This is a genomic window from Ekhidna sp. (assembly GCF_963691765.1).
Taxonomy (GTDB): Bacteria; Bacteroidota; Bacteroidia; order Cytophagales; family Cyclobacteriaceae; genus Ekhidna.
On the sequence record NZ_OY829375.1, the window covers coordinates 1,737,498 to 1,764,064 of the forward strand.

Consider the following 26,567-nt stretch of genomic DNA (forward strand, 5'->3'; position numbering starts at 1 on the left):
TAATGAATGCCTTTGGTAATTGCTAAATGCTTACACTAAGCTGAGTTTAAACACGAAGTATACTTGAGGTGATCTAAGAATGAATGCAACCTTTTGCAATTTTTCTAATCAATTAGATTAGGATCACTAACTCAAAAAGACTATGCTCAAGAATTTCTTCAAGATCACTGCCCGTAATTTTCTTAAAAACAAATCCTACGTTTTAATCAATGTTCTAGGACTGGGCCTATCATTGGCTTGTTGCGTTGTTGGATACCTAAATTGGAAGTTTGCTGCCGACTATGATAAGAATCATGCAAACCATGAGAAGATCTACAAGATTCATATCAACAAAGACGTTCAGGGAAGAAACGTGCCTTACGGTATCACTCCAATAGCATTAGGTGAAGTAATCAAGGATAAAATCACAGGCATTTCCCACTACTCCAGATACACTACAAGTGGACTAGTCTTAAAAAAGGATTTAAAAGTATTTAATCGCAATATTGGATTTGCGGAGGAAGACTTCTTTGACATGTTCACTTACCCATTCAAGTATGGGAATAAAGAAGCTTTACTTGATCAAAGTAAGATCATACTTAGTACCAACACCGCAAACAGCTACTTTGGCGAAGATGTAGATCCTACTGGTGAAATCATAACTGTAATAGATGAAGAAGGTAAGGAATATCCAATGACTGTTGGCGGTGTTTTAGAACCATTTGTTTCAAACTCATCAGTCACTTTTGGCGCCATCACACATTTTGATAATTATCTAAAAATTCGAAATCTAGAATCAGGTGACTGGAGAAATTTCGTTGCGGCTACGTTCGTGATGGTTGAAAATGGCTACCCTCAAAATCTTGTGGACGACATCAACGCAAACTATGTCGCCGTTCAAAATGAAGCAAGGGAAGATTTTCAAATTGGCAACTACTACATCATTCAATTAACCAACCTGGGAGCATCCGTTGAATCTATTCGCGCCAACTGGTTAAATGAGCCGCCACCACCACCAGCAATTATTGCACCTCTTGTCATGGCTATTTTGATGCTCCTGATTGCATGCTTCAATTTCACAAATACCAGTATTGCAATTTCCAGTAAAAGATTGAAAGAAATAGGAATACGTAAAGTTATGGGAAGCGATCGAAAGCAACTCATAGCTCAATTCATGGGTGAAAACCTCATTCTTTCATTTTTAGCAATGGTCGTAGGACTTGGATTTGCATTTTTTCTGGTACCAACATATAGCGCACTTTGGGACTTCATTAATTTGGAGTTAAACCTTGCAACTGATAGTGAGATATACCTTTTCTTGATCGGATTATTGATAATTACCTCAATTGTCGCAGGGGCATATCCATCGCTATATATCAGTGCATATCAACCTGTTAATATTCTAAGAGGAAGTCTTACTCTTGGTGGCACCAATTGGTTTTCAAAAATCTTACTTGGTGCACAGTATATGTTTACCAGCATTGCCCTCATATCTTCTTTAGCATTTTCTAACAATGCTGACTATCAAAACAATTTTGATATAGGGTTCGAAAAAAACAACATCTTGGGGGTAAGAGTAGAGAATCAATCCGAATACGAAAGGTTCAATAACCTGGTAAGTCAAATGACTGAAGTGGATCAGATTACAGGTACCACTCACCATATCGGATGGTGGAATTACGGAAGAACGTTGAAATCGGAGGATAAAGAATTGGAAGCAGGAATGATGAATTTCAGTTTAGACTATCAAGAGTTGATGAATCTCCAAATGGTAGATGGCAGGTACTTTAATAATGACCTTTACGAATTTGATAAAGAGAATTCAATAATTGTCAATGAGGCCATGGTGAAAGAATTTGGATGGGAAAAGCCACTAGGCAAAACTGTGAGTATCGACGATAGCACACGCCTAAAAGTAATTGGTGTAATGGAGGACTTTTACATGTGGGGATTCTTTAATCCAGTCGAGCCATCTGCATTTAGACTAGCGGACAAAGAAGCCATGAACTTTGTAGTTATGAAAAGCAACATTGATCAGCGAGCATTCTATGACCTAATGGAATCCAAATGGTACGAAGTGGCTCCTAATACTCCATTCAATGCAGAATTTATGGATGAAGAGTTGGCTTCAATTGACCTAGTAAATAAGAACATCATGAAGATGTTTCAATTCCTTGGTCTTCTGGCATTGGTGCTTTCATCAATTGGTCTATACACGCTAGTATCACTAAACATCATTAAAAGAGTGAAAGAAATAGGCGTACGAAAGGTACTTGGAGCCTCCATCAAACAAATCTTGGTGCTAATGAACAAGCAGTTTTTCTGGCTCCTTTTAATTTTTGCTGTAATAGGTGCTGGTTTAACTTATGTAGTTATTGACCTCCTTCTTATGCCTAGCATATTTGCAGTTTATAAAAACACAGATTTATTAACTATGCTTTCACCTATTGTTGCATTGGTTGGAATTGCAATACTAATAGCTTCAACAAGGATTTTACGTACCGCTATTAAAAATCCTGTTGATTCATTACGATATGAATAGAAACATATAAAGCGCATTTTAAGAAGGGCATAATCATGAATTATTGCCCTTTTTTTATGGTCTACTGGAGTAGTGTGTCCGAATATACAGTTCGTTATCGAACAATAACAACAAAGTGGATAGATCATAACATGCTATATATCAGCATTTTATGTCCAGTGGCACATTTGTTGGAATATAAAGGTCAAACGACCTTACCATGTTTAATAACTTTTTGAAAATCACCTTACGGAATTTCTCCAGAAACAAGACCTACGTATTTATAAATCTAATTGGACTCGGCCTTTCATTGGCTTGCTGTATCGTAGGTTATTTGAATTGGAAATACAATGCTGATTTTGATAGGAACCATGCGAATCATGAGCGCATCTACAAGATCCATTCCTATAAATCTGTTCAAGGTGAAAAGGTACGTTATGGAATTACACCTGTAGCATTAGGTGCTCAGATTAAGGACAATATCTCAGGGGTGACCCACTCTTCTCGCTATGTATCCACAGGATATGTGATTAAAAAAGATCAAAATGTGCTTATCCAAAATATTGCTTTTGCAGAGGATGACTATTTTGACATGTTCACGTTCCCATTCAAGTATGGAGATAAAGATGTTTTGCTAGATAAAAGTAAAATCGTCCTTACCGAAGATATGGCAGAGGTATACTTTGGTGAGGAGGATCCAAGAGGCGAGTTAATTACATTGATTGACACTGATGGGAAAGAATTTCCATTTATAGTAGGTGGTGTGATTGAAGATATGCCGACAAACTCATCGATGATTTTTCGAGCAATCACACATTACGACAATTACCTTCGAATCCGAGATTTTAGCAATGATGATTGGAAAAACTTCAACTCCGCAACTTTTGTAATGACAAACGGGGAGTATCCTCAAAATGTCATTGATTATGTAAATGCAAATTCAATTGAGGTTCAAAACAAAGCACGTGAAAATTTTCAGATCGCGGGATACTACGCAGAACAATTAACACATCTGGCTGAAAACTCAGGAGACATCCGCTCAAATTGGTTGAAAGATTTGCCTCCTTCATCGGCAATCATTGGACCTGTTGTGATGGCTATTCAATTGCTTTTAATTGCATGTTTCAACTTCACCAATACATCAATAGCCATCTCAAGTAAGCGATTAAAGGAGATCGGTATTCGTAAGGTCATGGGAAGCAGAAGAAAGCAATTGATCTTACAATTTATGGGAGAGAATTTGATCCTATGCTTCGGTGCATTATTGGTTGGTCTGGCTCTTGCAGACATGCTTGTCCCAGCGTACAGCGCCATATGGGACTTTATAGATCTAGAACTAAACTTTTCTAGTAATCCAGAGATTTTCGTATTCCTAAGCGCGCTACTCATATTTACAGCACTTGTAGCTGGAGCGTACCCATCACTTTACATCAGCAAGTATCAGCCGGTAAAGATTCTTCGAGGCAATCTCCAACTTGGTGGAAGCAGCAGATTCTCAAAAGTGTTGCTTGGAGCACAGTATATGACCACAGCACTCGCTTTGATTTCTGGCTATGCATTTTATAACAACACCAACTATCAAGCAGCGTTTGATTTAGGGTTTACCAAGGATCAGACGTTTTCTATTGCTGTAGAAAATCAATCTGAATGGAAAGGCTTCCAACCTCTTGTTGAACAAATGCCCGAAATCACAGCAGTAGCGAGTACTTTTAATCGAATCGGTGACTGGCACTACAGTAGGACTTTAACAAATGAGCAAACTCAAATAGAATCGAGTATGATGGATTTTACTCCAGAGTATTTCGATTTCATGGAGCTTGAAATGGTCGAAGGGCGATTTTTTGATGGCAAAATGCAAGAGTATGAGCGTAAAAACTCCATAGTGGTTAATGAGAAGCTTGTAAGCGAATTTGGATGGGAAGATCCAATCGGTAAAATCGTGAGAATTGATGATTCTACCCGACTAAATGTAATCGGCGTTATTAAAGACTTTTATGATGAAGGCGTTTTTGACAAAATTGAGCCAGCAGGTATAAGAATTGCTCGAGAAGATACGAGATACTACGTAATTGCAAAAAGCGACCTTGATCCGATCAAACTTTATGATATGCTCGAAGCTAAATGGCTGGGAGTATTTCCTAATAAGCCTTTCAATTGTGATTACGAAGACAGCATTGCCCAAGCAGAGGAAGTGAATGTCAACATCATGTTTATGTTTCAATTCCTGGCGTTAGTAGCCCTAATCCTTTCAACGATTGGATTATACACATTGGTTTCTTTGAACATCATCAAGCGCATGAAAGAAATAGGAGTAAGAAAAGTTCTTGGAGCCACAGTGAATCAAATCATCTTACTACTAAATACTGAATTTTTCTGGCTCCTTGTCATTTCGGCATCGATAGGAGCAGGAGCCTCTTACTTCATACTTGAGCTCATCATGGGATCTATTTTTGAAGTTTATCAAGGTGTGACATTAATAACTGTAGCAATACCATTCGTGATTCTGGTCGGTGTAGCATTGACATTCGCGACTGTTAGAATTCTAAACACTGCACTTAAGAACCCAGTAGAGTCACTACGCTACGAATAAGAAAACAGGTTTAAAATCGAAGAAAAGGGCATAGTCATAGATTACTGCCCTTTTTTATGTCCTGATACCGAGTAATCTGGCTATTTTTAGGACAGTAACTCAACTACCACTTTATGAAACCAATACTAACCTGCCTGGTATCACTATTGATAGTGTTCACCATTTCTGCTCAGGTCACCTTACGTGGAACTGTTACCAACGAAAATGGAGAAGGTGTCCCCGGAGCAACTGTTAAGATAGATGGCTCGTCTACAACTGCCACTACAGACGAAAATGGAAACTTTACAATCCAACTTTCGGATGGCTATGAAACCTTAGTTGTAAGCGGTGAGGGAATCCAAACACAGAAGATTTATCTGACAGGTCAAAATTCTCTGGCTATTAATGTAAAGAGCTCAGGAAGTTCTTACAATGTTGTCAATTTGGGCATCGGCTCACAAAGCAAAGACCAATTGACGAGTAGTGTCTCCAGTGTAGCAGCTGAAGATGTAAGCCCTGCACCGCTGATTAATCTTGAGCAAGCAAATCAAGGCGTGACCGCTGGATTGTTTGTTCAAAATTCTAGCGGAAAATTAGGTCAGGGAACTACGGTGAGGATCCGGGGTGGATCATCACTTTCTGCATCGAATCAGCCTCTTTATGTTGTTGATGGTGTGCCACTTACTTCAGGCAATCAATCCAACATAAATCCTAGCAATATTGAATCAATAGAAATTCTTAAGGATGCAGCAGCAACGGCTATTTATGGAACCCGCGCTGCAAATGGAGTAATTATAATAACTACAAAGAGTGGCAACACTGGAGGAATGCAAGTAAATGTAGACTACCAATTTGCCATAAGCCAAACACCTAAAAAACTAGATATACAATCTGGCGATGAGAGTAGAATACAAACATTTGAAAGTATTCTTCGTGGTTTTGAAGTAGGTATTGCAGGACTTACGGTGGATCCAGAGATTGAAATTGATGGGCAAAGAACCGATATAACTCGCAGCTTTTTAGAAACGTATTTTGATCAAGGATTGACAGGGATAACGTTTGTTGATGATGCAACGAATCAATCGTTCACATTCAATATTCCTTCATTTTACAATGAACTAACATCTAACACAGACTGGCAAGATGAGATATTTCGAAGTGCCCCCTCGCACAGAGCCAACGTTGACATTCAGGGTGGTACAGAGCAGCTGGGATATTTCGCCTCTGTTGGATATACGACTCAAGAAGGAATACTTGTTGGAAATAAATTTGACAGATTCAATGGTTCAGTATCACTCGACAGTAAGATCACAGATAAATTATCTGCCAATCTGAATTTTAATTTTATCAGAACCCAGGATGATCGTCTAAATGATGACCAAGATTTAGGTGCTCCTCTTCAAGCAATTGTTTTACCTCCTTCTGATAGCTTCGATCCATCAGATAACTATCGATTAATTGTCAGAAGTTTAGAATATAACCCGCTTACAGAGACAAATTTTGCAGACAATCAGGCTACAAGTAATAGCATAATTGGAAGCTTAGGATTCAGATATGAAGTTTCAGATAAACTTTCTTTTGATGTTAACGGCGGTATTGATAGAAGTGATTCGCGCTTAGAAAGGAGACAAGGGCCTGAAACATTAGATGGGGCTCCTGATGGTAGATCTCAACTTAGCGAGCAACTTACAAATAATTATGTATTTAATGGATGGGCAACTTATAGCCCGGATATGTCAGGTGATAACAAACTCTCAATTATTGTAGGGGGTTCGTATCAAAAATCAACTACCAGCTTTGACTTTAGGCAGGCAAATGTCAATGGCATCTCGATTTTGGAGTCTCTAAATGAAACGGATGCTTCTTTGTTTGAAGAGCCAATTCAAGGAGACGCAAACGTATTCTTATCCTCATATGCTAGAGTAAGTTATTCAATCGGTAACCTTTACGATTTCCAACTAACTGGAAGAATGGATGGAAGTTCAAAATTCAGTGAAGACAATCGATTTGGATATTTCCCTGCTGCATCTGCAGGATGGAATATAAATAACGCAGATTTTTTTAGTTCTAATACTATTAGTCGACTCAGGTTAAGAACTAGTTTCGGCCTTGTTGGCAATGCTCCAATAGATGATTTTCTATATAGAAGAAACTACATCAGAACAAGATATGATGATGAAGATGCCGTTGAATTAGCTAACCTTTCTAATGAGAATCTTAAATGGGAGACTACCTCACAATTTAACATAGGAGTAGATTTTGGAATATTGAGTGATCGAATTAGTGGATCACTTGATTATTACATAAAAACTACAACCGACTTGTTATTCCCAGTTCCAGTATCCCAGACCTCTGGTTTTTCAACCATTTTTGACAACATCGGCACGATGGAAAACAAAGGCTTAGAAGTTAATATTAACTCTATAAATGTTTCCAATTCTGATTTTTCCTGGACTACTGATTTCAATATCTCATTTAACAAAAACACTGTTACTGATTTGAATGGAGAACAAGCTATTGTTGGTGTTAATGCCTTTTTGGAAGGTGAATCAGCAGGTGTTTTTTATATGAGAAAATTTGTTGGTGTAGATCCTACAAACGGTGATGCACTCTATGATGATGGAAATGGAGGCACCACAAACAATTGGGAAGATGCACCTCGCCAAATTGTTGGAGATCCCAATCCAGACTTCTTCGGAGGTTTGACAAACTCCATTACTTATAAAAACTGGACACTTTCAACTATGTTCCAATTTGTAGGCGGCGTTGACTTGTATTTTGCAACGGGCGAGTTTCTTGCCAATAGTGGAATCTTAAACCTCGGTCAGTTGTCGAGGGAAAGCAACAGATGGTATGAGTCTGGAGATACAGCTCCATACCCTGCATTGAATCCATTCCAAGACGAACCTAACTCTTCTACTAGATGGCTTGAAGATGGAAGTTATGTTAGATTAAAGAACATTACCATCACATATAATTTTCCTTCAGATAAGCTTTCGGGAATGGGTTTACGAAACCTAAGTGTATACGTAGGCGCTACAAACCTTCTCACATTCACAGATTACATCGGGTATGACCCTGATGTCAGTTATTTTGATCCGCTGGATGGCATTATTGGTCAAAATATCAGCCGTGGCATTGACAATTTCACTGCTCCACAGCCTAGAATATTTATGTCAGGTATCAAAATCGGATTTTAATCATGAAAGCATTTAAGACAATTCACACAATGAGACAAGCAGTCGCCTTTTTAATACTTATTGCTTTTGCAGGTTGCAACGATATATTGGATATCGATGCAGAAAATTCATTAAGTGGAAATATTCTGGTAGACCAAGCTTCTATTGAAAATGCACTCAACGGTGCATATTATAATCTTTATGGTATCAATGATGGCTCTGATGGAGGCGAACTTTTGGGTGGAGATTTCAAAATGATTGCCACTTTGTTGACGAGACAAGTCAATCTAGAAGTATCATGGGACGAGACTAATGCTCCCGGTTATGAAGATTTTGTACGGAAAAGTGTGCTTGAAACGAATATTAGAGTTGAAGCAAACTGGCGTCGAGGGTATGAGACCATCAATATTGTCAATGATATACTGGCAAATCTTGACAACATCGAAAACAATAGTGCTCGAATGCAGATAGAAGGAGAAGCTCTAGCGATTCGAGGTATTCTTTACTTTGAAATGGTGAGACTATGGGGTCCTCAATTTCAGGGTTCTGCAAATGACTTAGCCATTCCTCTAATTGTGGATCCTATCCAATCAGTTGATGATATTGGTACTCCAACAAAAGCAAGTGTGAGTGCTATCTATACTCAAATAGAGTCTGACCTAAATGCAGCTTCCACAAACTTGCAATCTTTAGGAACTAACAATAATCGGATTTCATATTTTGCTTGCCAAGCATATTTAGCAAAAGCAGCAATGCAAAGAAACGATTATAGTGCAGCTGAAGGGTTCTTGAACAATGTTATTGGTGGACCATTTACACTAGAGTCGCGATCATTTGACGCATTCAATAATCCGACTAATTCTGGTGAAGAAATACTTGTAGTCGAACAAAATGCCGCTAGCAACACAGGAACAAACACAACTGGATTGTCTGCTTTCTTTTCATCCTTTAATGATTTTGGTAGTACTTTCCGTATCCAACCTTCCTCTTTAAACTCTTCATTCTTAGCAAATAATCCAATGTTTAGTGATGAGGACTTTCGTGCCAACATTGACTCTGTATCAAGTTCAGCAGATAATGTCGATAGCTTATATTACTTAGATGCTGTTAATACTTTTACAATAAGTTCTGCAAAGTTTCTTAGAAATACTGATGTAATACCGTTGGTTCGTCTAGCAGAAATGCATCTATCAAGAGCTGAAGCAATATTGGAACAAAATTTTACCGGAGATCCAATTGATGCTACCGCATTGGCAGATGTAAATGCAATCAGAACCCGCGCAGGATTGCCAGCACTTCTTGATACTTTGACAGCTTTCGAATTTTACGATAGCCTAATTGTTGAAAGAAATCGAGAGTTGCTTTACGAAGGTGTCATCTTTCATGATCTTAAAAGGCAAGCAGCCAATGGGCTTACGGCATTTATTACCAATTCCAACTTAGATCCCCTTGATGATAGATTTATTCTACCAATACCTCAATCTGAGTGTGATGCGAGTCCTGGACTATGCAACTAAGACTTAATCAAAAGGCCTCAAAATGAGGCCTTTTTTTATGCTTGTTTCTTCTTCCAATACCTAACCAAACCTGCAACACTCATCCATGATGGATTTGCAGCTTCGTAAAGTTTTGTCCCATGATCCGATACCCCACGATCCTTTAGTTGCTTGGTTGTATACTTCATAAAAAGGGGTGTAATCTCATCATTACTTAAACCTTCTTCCCACTTAGCTTTGATCCACAATGCCCAGTCATTTAAGATCTCCTTCAATTCTTTCATATGAATATTAGGATTGATCTCTTCACCGTAATGAGTCAATACTAATCTATTAGGATTCTTAGAAAGTATAAGGTCTATCGAGTGCATCCAATCTTCTAGGTTAATATCCGGAGGTGGACACGGAGGCACTACAGGCCCACCTTCGATTTTTACCCCCGCAGCATCACCTGTGAATATGGTATCTTTCCATTGCCAAGCGACATGATGTTTAGCATGTCCTGGAGTGTGCAATGCTCGAAAAGTTTGTCCGCCAATTTCGATACCCTCATCATGATCCACAATCTTCAAATTCTTTTTCGGGATTCCTTCCATTTTACCCCATAAGGAGTCCATCTGATCTCCATAAATCATTGTTGCCGAAGCTACTAGTTTTGAAGGGTCATGCATGTGATCAAATCCGAATGGATGCAAGTAAATCGTAGCTCCTTTTTCTGCAAATGCCCAGGCGGCGCCTGCATGATCAAAGTGAATATGTGACAATAGTAGGTGTTTAACATCTCCTACTTTATAGCCAAGGTTGTGTAGTCCCTTTTCTAGGCTAGGAAATGTACTATATGGCCCAGATTCTATTAAGACAGGTCCATCTTCTGTTTCTATAATAAAGGCGGCAATGGCATGCTCGTAATTTTGAAAATGCAAGTCAAGGGTGTGATACATAATGGGTTATTTTTGGCGAACAGGTAGCATCTCATATTGAGATCAGCTTTATGTAAAGTTACTAAAATGAGCGAGTCAAAATATTTTCAAGATCACATGCCAGAAAACGTATGTTTTGGATGTGGCCACAACCATGACGGTTTGCAAATCAAAAGCTATTGGGAAGGTGATGAGTCTGTTTGCAAATGGGCGTCTGAAGAAAAGTACCATGGCTGGAGCAAACTAATGAATGGAGGTATAATCGCTACACTAATAGATTGTCATTGCATGGGTACGGCCATGGCCGATGCGTATAAAAGAGAGGGTAGATCCCTTGATACTGATCCGGAATATCGCTATGCTACAGGCACACTAAGTGTCAAGTATCTAAAACCCACTCCCAATACGACCGTCGAATTAAGAGCAAAAGTAATTGAGGTAAAGGGTCGAAAAACGGTATTAAAATGCGATTTCCTCTCTGAAGATGGTCAGAAAACTGCAGAAGCAGATGTCGTAGCCATACGCGTATTTGACAGTAGCGAAAATCAAGAATCTGTATTTAAGAGTTGATTAAAGCGATTCCATTTCCTCGAATCTTTCAAGCTCTTCAAGTGACATTTCTTCAATTTTCAAGTTCTCAAAATCTGCAAGACTAAATTCAGACTTATCTGCATAAATAGTATCTAGAATCAACTTGCACTTTTCCATTATCACTCTTCGTTTGAGCTTCATTGTAGGTGTAAGCTCCCCTGTTTCTGGCGTCCATGGTTTACTGATAAGTCTAAACTCTTTGATCTTTGCCCATTTGCCTAGCTCCTCATTTACTCTGTCAAGCTCTTTCTGGAATAAGGCTCTTACTTTAGGATCTTTGCGCATATCATCAAAGTCCACCAATGAATATGTGCCGCTAAGTTGCGCCAATACTTCATCCATATTAGGGACAATTAGCACAGCTGGGAATTTTTGACCCTCACCAACGACCATTGCTTGTTCGATGAGAATGGATTCTTTCAGCTTATTCTCCGCTTGCTGTGGAGCGATGTATAATCCTCCAGATGTTTTGAAAAGCTCCTTTTTACGATCCGTGATATATAAAAATCCGTGCATGATTTTACCAACATCTCCTGTTTTGAACCAACCATCCTCGGTGAGTACCTCTTTCGTCAGCGCTTCATTTTTATAATACCCCTTCATGACACTTGGTCCTTTGACCATAATTTCATCTTCATCTCCCAACTTCACTTCAAGGTTATCATAAACCTTTCCAACAGAACCGATGCTCAATCCATCCATTCTATTTGCAGCGATTACTGGTGACGTCTCCGTAAGTCCGTAGCCTTCTAGCACATGAATTCCAGCAGCCCAAAATACTCTTGCAAGTCGTGGCTGCAGTGCTGAAGCCCCACATTGAATTTGCTTGATGTTTCCGCCTAAGGCCTCCCTCCACTTACTGAAAACCAACTTATTGGCAACAGATAATTGCCGATTATAAAGCGTTCCTTGATTTTTATTTGGGTCGTAGTTTAGTCCCAGTGTTATCGCTCGATTGAAAATTCCTTTTTTGATTGTAGAAAGGTCATTTCCTTTCTTAATAATCTTATCATAAACTTTTTCCAGAAGTCGAGGTACTGTATTAAATGTGTGCGGCTTCACTTCTTTAAGGTTATCTGCGATGGTTTCTAAGCTTTCAGCAAAGTATATCCCAGCTGCTATATTGATGTATATATAGATCCCTGTTTTTTCATAAATATGATTGAGTGGTAAAAAGCTTAACGCGCGATCTTTTCCTCGATCAAGGGTACTTACCTTGGCCGACTCCAAAACATTACTTACAATGTTGGTGTGCGTGAGCATTACCCCCTTCGGTTTACCCGATGTACCAGAAGTATAGATGATGGTACAAACATCATCAGCGTTCACAGATTGCTTTCTTCTTTCGACGGCTTCTTTATTCTTTCCTTTACCGGCACGCATAACGTCCAACCAGCTTTTGGAGCCTCCAATTTTATTAAATGTATAGAGCGCATCAATATTAAGCTCCTTAGCTGCAGCGGCCACTGATTTTAATGTTGTTCCATTGGAAACAAATATCATTTTCACTTCTGCTTCCTCTAGAATCGTCTTGTATTCCTGTGGACTTAGCGTAGGGTAAAGCGGTACAAGGATTGCCCCAACTTGCTGACACGCCATATCAACAAAGCACCATTCTGGTCTACCCTCAGAAACGATTGAAATTTTGTCTCCTGGCTTTATTCCTAATTCAACTAGCCCCTGACTTAGCTGATTGATAATCTTAAGCGAATCGCCAGTGCTATATTTTTTCCAAAAACCTAATACCTTATGCGCAAATGCATCGGAAAGGGGGTTCTCATCGAATTGTCGATAGAGTAAATCAAATAGTCTCATTTTTATTCTGGTTGAAGCGTGCAAAATTGTCAACCAAATTGGAACAAAAGTGTTAGTATTTTCCCCTAATTTTCAGTGAAAATACCTGCAAAAATGCATCCGGAACTATTTTCCATTGGAGATTTCACCATTCATACTTATGGCTTCATGATTATGATTGGCGCAACGCTTGGCTTCTTCTACATGACATATGTAGCGAAGAAAGACCTAGGAATAGAACGCGATCAAATTCAGAATTTAGCTATACTGGTTATTGTGTCGGCCTTCGTTGGAGGTAAGCTATTTTTCTATCTTGAAAATCCTAAATTCTATTTCAGTTCGTGGGAAAACATGACTCAAAACTTCCGAACTGGATTTGTTTTCTATGGCTCACTTTTATTTGCTGTGCCACTTGTTGTCTGGTATTTTAGAAAAGAGAAATGGCCTCTTTGGCCTTTGATGGATCGCTTAGCTATAACAGCATGTATTATCCATGGTCTTGGAAGAATTGGTTGCTTTTTCGCAGGCTGTTGCCACGGAACGCCAACAGAAATGGCTTGGGGTGTAACATTTACAGACCCAGCTTCGCAAGCAGAACCACTTCATACACACCTTCACCCAACACAGCTTTATTCAGCAACATTAATTTTTGGGATTATGACACTCCTCCTGATGCTCAAAAGACATAATCGATTTGAGGGGCAACTCTTCTTTATTTATATCATTTTATACGCGTTTGGAAGAGGTATTATTGAAATTTTTAGGGGAGATGAAGAACGAGGATACATAGTAGATGGAATACTTTCTCATTCTCAGTTTATCAGTCTCGGCGTTATAGCTTTTACCGTTTGGGCCTACCTGAGATTTAAGAAAAAAGCAAAATTCAAGAACTGATTCGAAGTTGCAGTGCCTTTGGCAGTACAGTAATGTTAAAAGGAGGATTGCCCATTTTTTCTCCATCAATATGAGCAAAAAGTAAATCGTTGGCTTCAACAAGCACCTCTTTAGATTTATGGAATTTCACTTCTTTCAAAACACCATGTGTCCCCTTTGATAGCCTTGCTACATTGAGAAATCTTCTCAATGGTGATACTTTACCTATCTCACAAATTTCCAATACTCCGTCATCAATTTTAGCGTCAGGCATAAGCTTGAAACCACCACCAAATGTGGTTCCATTTCCTATCGTTAGGAGTATCAATTCCTCACTATGCTTCTTGCCATCATCTAATGAAAATTGAAATTGTTTTTCTCGATAGCCTCCAAGAATTCGCAGTACATGATAGTAATATGCAGCATGTCCCTTTAGAAAGCGGACGGGTTTTGCAGTCATATCTTCTACAATTTGGCCATCAAAGCCTATCCCGACGCCATTGACAAATTTTCTATCGTTACACTGTCCTAAATCTATTCGAATGATGGTTCCATCAATAGCCGTATCTATAAAGTCATTTACAGTTTTACCTATCGATATATTTTTGATGAAATCATCACCAGTTCCAGAAGGTATTATCCCTACAGGGATGTCATATTTCAACCCATTTATGGACTCGTTGATGGTGCCGTCCCCACCAATGACAATAAGATCTGTAAAAGTTTGGTCCAGGTATTTGCTTACCGTCTTTGCAGCACTCTTCGTTTCATTTGTGTCAAAAACCTGAAAGTCTATTTTTCGATCTTCAAGGGCAGTAGAAAGCTTTTTGCAATTAGCCGCCACCTTACCTCCGGCAAAGGGATTCCAGACCACAAAAATCTTTCTCTCGCTCATTTAAAATGGCAATTTGGTGAGATCTACATTTCCTCCCGTAAGAATTACTCCTACGTGCTTGTCTTTAAATACTTTCTTATTTTTCAATATCGCTGCAAAGGGCACTGCGCAAGAAGGCTCAATCACGATTTTCATTCGTTCCCAAATGAGTTTCATCGCATCGATAATTTCCTTCTCAGTAACTGTGAATACTTCCTTCACATGGTCCTTCAAAATCTCAAAGTTCTTTTCTCCTACAGTAGTCTTTAGCCCATCTGCTATGGTATTGGCAGATTTATTCGGCACTATTTTCCCAGCTTTAAATGACTGAAAAGTATCATCCACCTCTTTAGGTTCACCCAAGTAAACTTCCATATTCGGATCGAGGTGATGAGCTATTAATGCAGTTCCTGCAGCCAATCCACCTCCACCTACTGGAGATATGATTGCATCAAGCTCGTCAATTTCTTCAATCAATTCTTTTGCTGCAGATGCCTGACCTGCAATGATATTGTAGTCATCAAACGGATGAATCAAAATTGCACCTGTTCGCTTCACTACGTCTTCGCATGTTTGGGTTCTGGACTTATCATTTGGCTCGCAAAGCACAACTTCGGCATCGTACCCTTTTACGGCATCAATTTTTACTTTAGAAGAGTTTTTAGGCATTACAACATATGCTTTGCTACCCGCAAGCTTGGCCGCCAAGGCCACTGCTTGGCCATGATTACCTGAAGAATGACAGGCAAATCCATTTACTCTATCCTCAGGGCGAATGCTAAAAATGGCATTTGACGCTCCTCTCATCTTAAAAGCACCAACCTTCTGAAAGTTCTCACACTTAAAAAAAATGTGACACCCTGCGATCTCGTCGATGTTCTTAGATGTCATCACAGGAGTCTGAATGATGTAATTTGAGATGCGCTGATGCGCACGCTTAATGTCTGAAAATGATGGTGTTTTGGTTAGCATGATTTTATTTTAATGTGCTTGTAGCCAGTTATCTCCCACTCCAATACCTATTTCCATTGGTACTTCAAGCGGGTGTGCGTTTTTCATGAATTCTTCTACCTTGGATACCAATAATTCCTGCTCGTCTTTGTGCAAGTCGAAAACAAGTTCATCATGCACTTGCATGATCATCTTAGATTTAAGACTTTCTTCTTTCATCCATTTATGGATATCAATCATTGCAATTTTTATGATGTCAGCAGCACTTCCCTGAATTGGCGCATTGATTGCGTTTCTCTCATCAAAGCCTCGCATTGTAAAGTTTCTTGAATTGATGTTTCTAAGGTATCGCCGTCTACCAAGAATGGTCTCTACGTATTCGTCATTCTTTGCTTTTTCGATCGTTTGATCCATATAGCTTTTCACGTTAGGAAATTCTTTAAAGTATGAATCAATTATTTCCTGTGCCTCTCCTCGTGCGATATTGAGGTTTTGAGAAAGGCCATATGCCGAGATCCCATAGATAATCCCAAAGTTTACCTCTTTGGCTTTGCGACGCATATTCGGTTCCACATTATCAACATCCACTCCAAATACTTTGGCTGCAGTAGTTGAATGAATATCTCTCCCTTCCTTAAATGCTTGCATCATGCTTTCATCTTTAGAGAAAGCTGCCATGATCCTAAGTTCTATTTGTGAGTAATCAGCAGCCATTATTAAATGACTGTCGTCTTTAGGGACAAATGCTTTTCTGATCTCACGCCCCTTCTCCGTACGGATTGGAATATTTTGAAGGTTAGGATTGTTCGAACTTAACCTTCCAGTAGCTGCAACAGTTTGACGGTAATCGGTATGAATTCGATTATCTGCAACACTTATCAGCTTCGGTAGTGCATCAACATAGGTTGATTTTAGTTTTTGGTATTCTCTAAACTCGAGTATTTGCGCTGCAATCGTATGCTCATCAGCAAGCTTCGATAATATGTCTTCACCTGTAGCATACTGTCCAGTCTTAGTCTTCTTTGGCTTCTCTACAAGTTTGAGTTTTTCAAAGAGGATCTCTCCTAGCTGCTTTGGAGAACCTATGTTAAATTCAACTCCCGCTGTTTCGAATATCTCTGACTGCACCCTCCGTGTTTCTTCATCCAGCTCTTGAGACATTTTTTCAAGTGTTGAAGTATCTACTTTCACTCCCTGATATTCCATGTCCGCAAGTACAAAAGACAACGGCTCTTCTACATCGTGGAGCAACTTCTCCAGTTTTCTGTCAGCAATATCTTTCTCAAGAAGTTCCTTAAGCTGCAATGTAATATCAGCATCTTCACACGCATAGTCCTTGACCTTTTCTACCTCCACTTGATCGATGGTCTTCTGATTCTTTCCTTTCGGCCCTACGACATCCTCGTATGAGATCGTCTTGTAATTAAGAAACTTATCTGCGAGCCAGTCCATGCTATTGTTGGATTCCGGATCCAACAGGAAATGTGCCAACATGGTATCGAAAATCTGTCCATGGATATGCACTCCATAGTTTCGCATTATTTGGATATCATACTTCAGGTTTTGACCTATTTTCTGGATTGTCTCGTCCTCTAATACCTCCTTAAAAGCATCCACCACTTCTTGCGTATTTTCCAAGCAGGAGACGTACCATGCTTCACCCTTCTCTATCGCAAATGCTATCCCTACTAATTTAGCTTCTCGTGTTTCCAGACTAGTTGTCTCAGTATCGAAACAAAATGATTTCTGAGCTTTTAACTTTTCTAGTAAAGCATTAATTGCAGCTGTGTCTTGAACCAAGTGGTATGTGTGCTTAGTAGTAGCGATAGATTCCTTATCATCGACAGGTTCGCTACTCTCTCCACCACCATCAAACAACCCCAGTTGCTGCGTGTCTCCTTTTTTAATTTCATTCTCTTCTTGAAAGACCCTTCTTGCAATGGTTTTGAATTCCAGTTCATCAAAGATGGGCTTCAAAATATCAGGGTTCGGATCTCCATACTTCAATGCTTCCTCATCAAAATCAATGGGTGAGTCAATTTTTATAGTGGCTAGATCCTTTGACATAATTCCTTGCTGTCCATGTTCCTGTACTCGCTTTTGTAGCGCTCCTTTCAACTCATCTACATGGTCGATAATCCCTTGAACCGAACCGTACTCTTTCAACAGTTTCGATGCTGTTTTATCACCAATACCAGGTATGCCGGGAATATTATCAACAGAATCGCCTTTGAGGCCTAGTACATCTCTAACCTGATCAACAGTATCGATATCAAACTTTGCCAGTACCTCTGGAATCCCCATGATATCTACACCGCTTCCCATTCTTCTTGGCTTGAACAGTGATATATTTTCATCTACCAGCTGTGCAAAATCTTTGTCAGGTGTCATCATAAACACCTTATAGCCTGCTTTTCCTGCTTTCTTTGCAATAGTTCCTATTAAGTCATCTGCTTCATACCCATCTTTCATCAGAATGGGAATATTGAATCCCTCAACAATCTTGAGGCAGTATGGGATCGCAACCTTTATCTCTTCTGGTTGCTCTTGTCTTGTTGCTTTATACTCTTTGTACGACTCATGTCTGAATGTAGGAGCATGGGTATCAAAAGCGACACCAATGTGAGAGGGCTTTTCTTTGGTAATGATTTCGAGCAAGGAGTTTGTAAACCCTAGTATAGCTCCGGTATTTATCCCATTGGTAGTGAGTCTTGGATTTTGACTCATTGCAAAATGCGCTCGGTAGATCAGCGCAAATGCATCGAGTAGGAAAAGTTTCTTTTCTGACATGAGGTAAATTTAGCAGACTGATTTATTAAGTCTGCCATCCTCACATCTATCTTTTCGAAGGTTTAATAAAACATCACCTTTCTAGTACAAGCTTATTCTGTAGATATAGGTATCGAGCATAATTTACCCAGCCACTTTTCTGCTCCACAGTCATATCGTATGCCATCTTAAAATGCGCTGTGGCTTTTTCTTGGTTTCCCTCTTTTAAATAGTATTCACCAAAGGCGAAGTGATTTTGAAAATTGTTAGGATCGCGTTTTATCGCCTTATTTAAGACATCAAATGCTACCTTTTTGTCATCTCTAACAGTCAGCTTATTTAATGAATAGTAGTACACGTTAAATCCTGATGCTGACTCCATAGCCTCATCTATCAGCTCCTTTGCCTCTTTTTTCTTTCCCATAGAAAGTAGAATCTCACCTTTCAAGATTTTATAATTATATCGATATGCATTTATATATGCTTCTTCTTCTACATCTTCAAGTAGTTTATTTGATTCTTCAAGATAAGCTAGGGCTTGCTCGGTATTAGAAGGATCTTTTTCAAGCGTCCTAAGTGATAGGCTTTGTAAATCGGCTACTGTCTTCTCCTCTTTTTCTTCCAGTCCCGCGATAATATTATCAAGGGCATTGGTGCTTACATTAAAAGACACTGCTGAATTTTCCCACCTTAGCTGCACGTCGATCGACTCACTTTCAGGATTAAGAAAATCATAACTCAACCATTCTTGAAATGATTTTTGTTGCACTGCGACTGGTACTCGTAGTACATCATTTGACTTGTCGTAATTGAATGCTCCCCAACTTTTACCAGAAGAAAATATTAAAATCCATTCTTCTTCAGAAACAAGGACAACAAAACCATAGGAGCCAGCTGCCAACGCTTTTCCTTCAATCACTACATCACGACTAAATTCAATCGTCGTTCTTTGGTTGGAGCCAGCTCTCCAAGGATATTCTATATCATCTACCACAAAGTCGTACGGTACGATTCCCCCAAATATTTTTCTACCATTTACTGAGGGGCTGTGGTATTTAATGGTGATGTCACATTTCCCAATATTAGCGATCGTTGTTCTAGATTGACTAATCAACGTTTTTCCACCAACATCCTGAGAATAGGATATCCTTGTGACAAGAACTAAGCAAAGTGTAAGTAGTATGTTTTGGAGTTTCATGAGAATAAGTTTTCCTCAATGTACGCTCCCAAGGGAATGCCGATTGTAACAATAGCATTCAAGCTCATTCAAAGCCATTCATTCATTTAAAAACCCTGTAGGAATCGGATACTTATCACTTTCCATCATCCAAAACATTGATAGGATCCAATAGCGATTCCCATCATAGAAATACTGATAACTTGTAAAGCCTCTCCCTTCAGCCGTTTTATCCTCCATCCAGAATTTGTATGTACTGATGGATTGTGTAATGGAACCGTAAGACTCGCTTGAAACGTATAGCTCTTCTTCATAGAAGCCTCTCTTGTCCAAATAATCAAGTTTCTCAATGTAGCCTTCAATATCCATCGGCATCAACTTGTTCTTTTGCTCCTCTTCTGACCAATAGCTATAGGTCAGCTTCGCTTGAGGATGAAACAAATTTCTAAGTCTATCAAAATCGCGGGCCTGACCGATGGGACCAGAGACAATCTCATAGTAGGCCTCGCCAATACTTTCGATCGAAACCACGTCCTTTTCATAATTCTTTTGTGAAAAGCAGGCAAAAAACATGAATGATAAAAATCCTAAAATTAGTAGTCTCATCTGAATTTTTTTAAAGGGCTATAAGCTCCAGTTGGTTGTTGTTAGAATCTAATATTGTGTATTCTAAGACCTCTCCGAGTCCTAAGAATTTGAACCTAAGTCCAACAAGCCTGCCCATAGTATCATTGTATGAATTGGAATAAACCTCTTCACCATTTATTCTCACGGTTAGTTGCTTATTAGAAAGGGTTAAGGTTAGATCTACAGGTTTAGCAAAGTCGGCACTTAGTGCTGAGAGGTCATTTTCCTTTCCTCTCAAGTAGACATCATTAAGCATAAGGTTATTATCTGAAGCACATCCAAGCTTTGAAAAAGGGATTATCATAGCTCCAGAACTGCCGATAAAATAAACTTTAAGCGCCTGGCAAACTGCCCAACGATCATCGAAAGTGCTTTTAATCGTGGCCTTTAATGTGAAATTATCTCCAGAAATATTTCCCCAATCATCAATCAAATGGAACGAAGATTCTACCGGACTTTCTAAAGATTTTACTTCTTCTATGATCTCAGTTGGAAAGGAGATTCCTGAACCATCATTTAATGGATCGAAGTATTTTGGTATTGGATCATATTCAATCAAGCCAAGCCAACCATTACTCTTAAGAAATAGCTCATGAGTCTTGGCAATTTGATCATCGACTAGAAGTTTGGCCTTGAAATAACCAGGAAAATAGTAGATCCCGGTAGCCTGGGTTTGATCCTTTGAAATGTTGATCGTTTTGGTTGGGTTCCAATATTGTTGAATCTTCAAGCTATCGGCACGAAGGGACCTAGGAATTTCTAAATCAAATACTACCGTATTAGGATATTCATTGCTCAATACACGGCTCGAAAATGAAAACTCTGAAGCGTTAATCACTACCTCAGGCCTCTTATTTCCAATTAAGCTGATCGTCACAATCGCTAAAACAAAACCTACGGTGACATAAACAGATCGCCTAGGCGTTCTTCTGATTTTAGATCGACTGGGTTTGACCGAGGCTAGCTTGAATACTCTCCAATTTTCACTTCCAACAAATTGTGATAAGGCATCAAGTGTGGTGATGCTGGGTGCTCCTGAATGTTTGACTACTCCAAAAAAACGTTTCAAAGTGGGCACACTTAACATGATCTGTGCGGAGTTAAACACCTTCTCGGATAATTCGTCAAACATGGAACTATGCCATGATGAAGCCGCTCCCCATTCAAGCTTATGCTCAATCTCTGCTTTCAGTCGCGCTAGATCCTCATTTGCAATTTTATCAGCCATATTCAAATGTCTATAAGTTCTATGTCCTGAACAACCCTGAATGGATTTGAACGAAGTTGAAAAGCTTTTGGATGGATTGTGCCGTTTCGGACCCGTAAGGTTGTACCATGAAAACACGATTACTACTACTGACATTGTTGTTCTGGATGAGCTACAATGCACTATCGCAACAAGTGATTCCTTTAGATACAAACAACCTTGCTATCAATGCCAAAGCGTATGTCATTGAAAACTATCGCGGTGTTGACGCTATCTACATGCAGGGCGGTGCGTTTGGATTAAAAGATGTCGAATTTTTAAACGGTACTATTGAGTTCGATGTCTTTCTAAAGGAAGATTGGGCTTTTCCCGGTGTCTACTTCAGATATGATTTAGCATCTAATAATGCAGAGCAATTTTTTATGCGCCCACACCTTTCAGGGAAGCCAGATGCTAATCAAGCGGCACCTTCAATTCAGGGGATTACTCCTTTCCAACTTTACTTTGGACCTAGGTACTCATTTGAATATGATTATAATTTCGATGATTGGACACACGTAAAAGTTGTCGTAAATGGATCGAAGGCTCAGGTATTTTTGGATGGTGCAGAAAAGCCTAACTTATCTTGGAATCTGTTTCTTCCTGAAAAAGCGGGAAGCGTCGCCTTTAGATCGGGTAGGTTTAACGGGATGCATATTGCGAATATCACCGTTGACCCTGATGCTACAGAGCTTGTCGATTTCAATCCCATTGAACGTGAAGCAATTCCCAATCTTATCGAGGAATGGGAAATCTCAGATATGTTTGAGGAAAAACTACTTGCTGATCCAAATAGTCTAGAACAAGCGCTTGAAGACAGAAAGTGGCAAGGTAAAATCAAAGTAGAAGAAGGTACTGCCGCCAATATTGCGCGAATCCAAAGATTGAGAGATGGTACTCCAGGAAACACCGTATTGGCGAAAATTACGATTACATCAGATAAAGATCAATACAAGCTCTTCGAGTTTGGGTATTCCGATCGTGTGGTAGCTATTCTCAATGGTGAGCCTATTTATTGGGGAACTAACAAATGGAAATCAAGAGACTATAGGTATTTAGGAACAGTCGGTCTTTTTGATGGCGTTTATCTGAATCTTAAAAAAGGAAAAAATGAACTATTGATGGCCGTTTCTGAAGACTTTGGTGGTTGGTTAATTACCGGAAGATTTAAAGACGATACCGGACTGAAGGTAAAATAATTGACTCCAAGGGTGGCGAAAGTCACCCTTTATTTTGTTAGTCTTAATATCTCATTCATATGATTGCCAATCTCCTCATTTTTCATGGCATCAACTGTAATTTGGATATAGCGGTGTCTCATTATCATGATATTCTCAAATACTTTGCTTTGAAAGACCTTTTTATTGATTTCAAAGTTGTCCGGATGATTCATAATCACACTTCTAACATTGGCATTTTCCATTACGAACAACTCATACTTTTGACCAACAAATAGCTTGTAGGCTTGTTCCTCTTCGATATAGTCATCTAAAACATCATTCCATGAGACCAAGAGCCTACGAAGTGTATCATTCTTAATAACTTCTATTGATGAAGACCGAATGATCGACTCAATAGATCCATTATATGGGTTGAATGTTGGAACATTCATTCTTGGTTCCCAAATATTGAATTTTTGCCACTTCTCTTTAGAATCAATAGGGAGCATGGCAAGGACTTGATTGGAATACCCTAAGATCTCTTCCCATCGAGTCTGAATAGTATCAAATTGTATTTTGTTTTTTATAAAGTCCTGATGAAGTTCCTGGAGCAGGAAAGCCTCCTTTGCACGAGCGTCCTCCTCTTTGTTCCAGGCATCAATCTTTAGTGCGATTAAAATTCCAATAACGACCAAGAATACTTCTCCAACCGTGTAGAGTAAGAAGGATTTGAATTTTCCTTCCTTGAGAAGATTTCGTTTGAATCGGTTAATTAGGCGGAGCATAGTGCAAAATAATCAATTCTGACTATGCTCCACTCAATGCTATTCGTACCTTAAGGCCTTTACAGGATTAGTCTTCGCAATAGAAAGCGTTTTGTTCCCAACGGCAATGAGTGCAATTAAAGCCACAAGGATCGCCGCTATTAAGAATACTGAGATTCCAATACTGACTCTGCTAGTGAAGTTGTCTAGCCATCCCTCCATCACTAAGTAAACAATCGGCCATGAAATCACATTAGCAATGGCTACAAGAATCAAAAACTCCTTCGATAATATGAGAATGATCTGATCGACTCCTGCTCCCAGGACTTTTCTAATTCCAATTTCCTTGGTCCGTTGAAGCGCAGTGAAGGAAGTCAACCCGAAGAGACCGAGGCATGCAACTACAATTGCTAGCAAAGCAAACAGCGTAAAGGCCTTACTGAAGTTTTGCTCATTTGAGTATTGCCTATTATAAAATTCATCTAAAAAGAACGTATCAAAAGCGGCTCCTGGGAAAAACTCATCAAAAGAAGATTTTACTTCCTTGTAGGCATTTTGATAGTCATCTGATTGTAATTTTACCGTTACAAAATCAGAAGAAAGTTCTACCAATGGAAATACAATAGGGTTGATGTTATTCTTAAGTGAAAGCTGTTGATAGTTGTCAACTACCCCGATAATCGTTCGAGTATCTCCCCCAATACTTAACTTAACGCCAATAGCTTCTTCGGGAGTTGAGATGTTTAAGGACTCCATTGCCGTCCTGTTGATTAGAATGTTAGCAGTGTCGGTAGAGAGCTTCTTATCATAATTTCTTCCAGCCAGTATCTCGATATCATACGATGGGAAATAATTATAATCTACACCTGCTAAATAGACAATGAAGTTTTTGTCAGGAGTATCTTCCGCTTTTCTCATTCCCCTCGTCCAAAAGATTTCATCTCCGGGGACATTTGAACTTGTAGACGTAGATGCTACAATTGATTTAGCGCTCAGCTCTTCTTTGAAATTTAGAAGCCTTGTCTGGAATGTAGAATCATTTGGATACGGTCCCAGGATGACCATTGTATCCGTCATATCAAATCCCAGATCCAGCGTTTTCATGTGTCTCAATTGCTGGAAAACTATAATTGTACCAGCAATGAGCGTGACAGAAGCGGCAAACTGAAAGACTACCAATATTCTTCTTAGCAGAATCCCAGATTTATTGGTTGTCATTTTGCCTTTCAATACCTGAATCGGTCTGAATGAAGAAAGGATAAATGCAGGGTACAAACCGGAGAAGAATGAACCAAAGAAATAGACCCCAACAACTGCACCCCAAAATTTTGGTTCCAGGAAAAACTCACGGTCCATTTGTGAATCTATCAGCCTTGCGAAATATGGTGTCATCAAAACAACTACCGCCACTGCAAGTGTTAGTGCAATCAAATTCAACACAAATGATTCAGTAAGGAATTGATTGATGAGCTGCTTGCGATGAGCTCCCATAGACTTTCGAACTCCTACTTCTTTGGCTCGCTCAAGCGACTTTGCAGTGGATAAGTTGATATAGTTGATCCATGCAATAATTAAAATAAATGCAGCAATTATTGCCAGGAAGAAAACGGTATCTCCATCGCCTTGCTCAGTAGGCTCAGACTCCTGAAGCAGATTAGAATACAAATGAATATCTGTAATGGGCTGTAATGGAAAGTCAGCCCGAAAATCATATTTCTCAAAGTCTTCTCCTCGCTCCTCGTACAAGATTTCTGCAAACTTCTTGTCAAATGCTTTAGGGTCTGCCCCTTCTTTCAAGAGTACATACGTATTGAAATCATACCAGCCCCAAGCAGTTTCCGAAGATGCAGTGCCATCATCATTTCTGGTACGGTTATTTAATGTTTCATATGAAATGAGAAAATTGTATTTCAAATGAGAGTTGGCTGGTACATCTTTTGTCACCCCTACTACTTCAAGATTTTCTGCTACCCATGATAACAGCTTGATGGTTTCTCCGACTACATCGGTCTTACCAAAATATTTCTTAGCTATTGATTCGGTTATTACCACCTGATTGGGTTCAGTCAAGGCAGTTTCTGAATCTCCATGTATCAATGGATAATCGAATATTTTCAAAAAGGAAGGATCAGCTATTTGAATCCGTTTTTCATTGTATTGGATGTTGTTGTACTCCATGACAGACTCCATAGGAAATGCTCTTACAAAGTCAACAACCTCCGGCATATTCTCCTTCATGAATGAACCCACACGCGGTACTGCTGCCGCACAGTTTATATCCAACTTCCCTCCACGATAGACCATGTATTTGACCCGATATATGTCTTCGTGCTTTGAGTGAAATTTGTCGAAGCTATATTCATAGCTTACATATTGAGAGATAAATAAACATGCTGCAATACCCAGTGCTAGACCGAAGATATTGAGCGCAGAATACACTCGGTTTTTTGAGAGTGTTCTGAAAGTAATTTTTACATAGTTCCTAAGCATAGTGATTGTGTTATTTTGAACGACCTTTCTTCTTTTCCTTTTTAAATCATAGTTGCGAATGGATAGAAATGCATCTTTGAAGTAATGGACGCGAGCCTTAAATAGTCCTTTGCTCTCTACGCGATCCAAATACATCTCCTGGAGATCCCCCAGGATATCATCAAGCATTTCATCATCATAGATGAACCTGAGAATCTTCTCTCCAAACTTTGGAGGACTGATATGGTATTGCTCAGCTGCCAATTAGATTCTCACAAGAGCTAGCTGAGGGATGGTTTTGTAAAAGTTTTCTTTCAGTTCTTTCGACTCCTTCAAAACCTCAAATCCAGCATTGGTGACTTTAAAGTATCGCTTCTTCTTACCGCCTCTTTTTTGTGTGGCTCCACCAAATTCTGATATGAGATACCCTTTGTCTTCCAATCGATAGAGTGATGAATGTATCGCACTGATATTGGTAATGCGTTTCGCACGTTCTTCCAATTCCAACTTTACTGACACCGCATATGCTTCCTTATCCAAGGAGGCAACAGCCAGCAAAATCAGCTCTTCAAATTCACCTAGATTATTTCCTTTCATCTTACACTATT

General features: G+C 39.3%; 18 protein-coding genes. 7 read left to right on the forward strand and 11 right to left on the reverse strand.

The features are described 5' to 3' along the window. Positions 1-142 precede the first annotated feature (142 nt). From ACY650_RS08115 to ACY650_RS08130, 4 genes are all read left to right on the forward strand, one after another. Positions 143-2,521, forward strand: a complete 2,379-nt coding sequence (locus ACY650_RS08115) for an ABC transporter permease (RefSeq protein ID WP_462253561.1) — start codon at positions 143-145, stop codon at positions 2,519-2,521. Positions 2,522-2,720: 199 nt separating this feature from the next. After that, positions 2,721-5,090, forward strand: a complete 2,370-nt coding sequence (locus tag ACY650_RS08120; RefSeq protein ID WP_462253563.1) for an ABC transporter permease — start codon at positions 2,721-2,723, stop codon at positions 5,088-5,090. Between the two features lie 113 nt (positions 5,091-5,203). After that, the gene (locus tag ACY650_RS08125) at positions 5,204-8,269 is read left to right on the forward strand and encodes a SusC/RagA family TonB-linked outer membrane protein (RefSeq protein ID WP_462253565.1); all 3,066 of its coding nucleotides are present in this window, start codon (positions 5,204-5,206) and stop codon (positions 8,267-8,269) included. 29 nt (positions 8,270-8,298) lie between these two features. Then, on the forward strand, positions 8,299-9,765 hold the full coding sequence (locus ACY650_RS08130; RefSeq protein WP_462253567.1) for a RagB/SusD family nutrient uptake outer membrane protein: 1,467 nt from the start codon (positions 8,299-8,301) through the stop codon (positions 9,763-9,765). Positions 9,766-9,800: 35 nt separating this feature from the next. Here the strand turns inward: ACY650_RS08130 and ACY650_RS08135 are convergent, their stop codons facing one another. Then, positions 9,801-10,685, reverse strand: a complete 885-nt coding sequence (locus ACY650_RS08135; protein WP_462253569.1) for an MBL fold metallo-hydrolase — start codon at positions 10,683-10,685, stop codon at positions 9,801-9,803. 66 nt (positions 10,686-10,751) lie between these two features. Between ACY650_RS08135 and ACY650_RS08140 the strand changes: the two genes are divergently transcribed. Further along, positions 10,752-11,234, forward strand: coding sequence for a PaaI family thioesterase (locus ACY650_RS08140; protein WP_462253571.1), 483 nt, complete (start codon positions 10,752-10,754; stop codon positions 11,232-11,234). Here ACY650_RS08140 and ACY650_RS08145 read toward each other — a convergent pair whose 3' ends face one another. Then, positions 11,235-13,070: an AMP-dependent synthetase/ligase gene (locus ACY650_RS08145; RefSeq protein ID WP_462253573.1), complete on the reverse strand. Its 1,836-nt coding sequence runs from the start codon at positions 13,068-13,070 to the stop codon at positions 11,235-11,237. Between the two features lie 75 nt (positions 13,071-13,145). Here ACY650_RS08145 and lgt point away from each other — a divergent pair, with 75 nt between their 5' ends. Beyond that, on the forward strand, positions 13,146-13,943 hold the full coding sequence (gene lgt, locus ACY650_RS08150; RefSeq protein ID WP_462253575.1) for a prolipoprotein diacylglyceryl transferase: 798 nt from the start codon (positions 13,146-13,148) through the stop codon (positions 13,941-13,943). Here lgt and ACY650_RS08155 read toward each other — a convergent pair. From ACY650_RS08155 to ACY650_RS08180, 6 genes are all read right to left on the reverse strand, one after another. Next, on the reverse strand, positions 13,933-14,817 hold the full coding sequence (locus tag ACY650_RS08155) for a diacylglycerol/lipid kinase family protein (protein WP_462253577.1): 885 nt from the start codon (positions 14,815-14,817) through the stop codon (positions 13,933-13,935). The two genes, lgt and ACY650_RS08155, sit on opposite strands and share 11 nt — an antisense overlap. Continuing rightward, positions 14,818-15,768 (reverse strand): threonine ammonia-lyase, encoded by a 951-nt coding sequence (locus ACY650_RS08160; protein WP_462253579.1) that lies wholly within the window; start codon positions 15,766-15,768, stop codon positions 14,818-14,820. Between the two features lie 9 nt (positions 15,769-15,777). After that, positions 15,778-18,537, reverse strand: a complete 2,760-nt coding sequence (polA, locus tag ACY650_RS08165) for a DNA polymerase I (protein WP_462253581.1) — start codon at positions 18,535-18,537, stop codon at positions 15,778-15,780. A gap of 73 nt (positions 18,538-18,610) precedes the next feature. Then, a complete protein-coding gene (locus ACY650_RS08170; RefSeq protein ID WP_462253583.1) occupies positions 18,611-19,714 on the reverse strand; it encodes a DUF2911 domain-containing protein in 1,104 nt (367 codons plus the stop codon). 78 nt (positions 19,715-19,792) lie between these two features. After that, positions 19,793-20,299 (reverse strand): hypothetical protein, encoded by a 507-nt coding sequence (locus ACY650_RS08175; RefSeq protein ID WP_462253585.1) that lies wholly within the window; start codon positions 20,297-20,299, stop codon positions 19,793-19,795. 10 nt (positions 20,300-20,309) lie between these two features. Further along, on the reverse strand, positions 20,310-21,683 hold the full coding sequence (locus ACY650_RS08180; RefSeq protein WP_462253587.1) for a hypothetical protein: 1,374 nt from the start codon (positions 21,681-21,683) through the stop codon (positions 20,310-20,312). Here ACY650_RS08180 and ACY650_RS08185 point away from each other — a divergent pair. Then, positions 21,656-22,765: a hypothetical protein gene (locus ACY650_RS08185; RefSeq protein WP_462253589.1), complete on the forward strand. Its 1,110-nt coding sequence runs from the start codon at positions 21,656-21,658 to the stop codon at positions 22,763-22,765. The genes ACY650_RS08180 and ACY650_RS08185 overlap by 28 nt on opposite strands. 29 nt (positions 22,766-22,794) lie before the next feature. Here the strand turns inward: ACY650_RS08185 and ACY650_RS08190 are convergent, their stop codons facing one another. Genes ACY650_RS08190 through ACY650_RS08200 form a run of 3 tightly spaced genes read right to left on the reverse strand, consistent with a single transcriptional unit; the run spans position 22,795 to position 26,556 of the window. After that, positions 22,795-23,511: a DUF6090 family protein gene (locus ACY650_RS08190; protein ID WP_462253591.1), complete on the reverse strand. Its 717-nt coding sequence runs from the start codon at positions 23,509-23,511 to the stop codon at positions 22,795-22,797. Positions 23,512-23,550: 39 nt separating this feature from the next. Next, on the reverse strand, positions 23,551-26,223 hold the full coding sequence (locus ACY650_RS08195) for an ABC transporter permease (RefSeq protein ID WP_462253593.1): 2,673 nt from the start codon (positions 26,221-26,223) through the stop codon (positions 23,551-23,553). After that, the gene (locus tag ACY650_RS08200) at positions 26,224-26,556 is read right to left on the reverse strand and encodes a PadR family transcriptional regulator (RefSeq protein WP_462253595.1); all 333 of its coding nucleotides are present in this window, start codon (positions 26,554-26,556) and stop codon (positions 26,224-26,226) included. Positions 26,557-26,567: the final 11 nt, after the last annotated feature.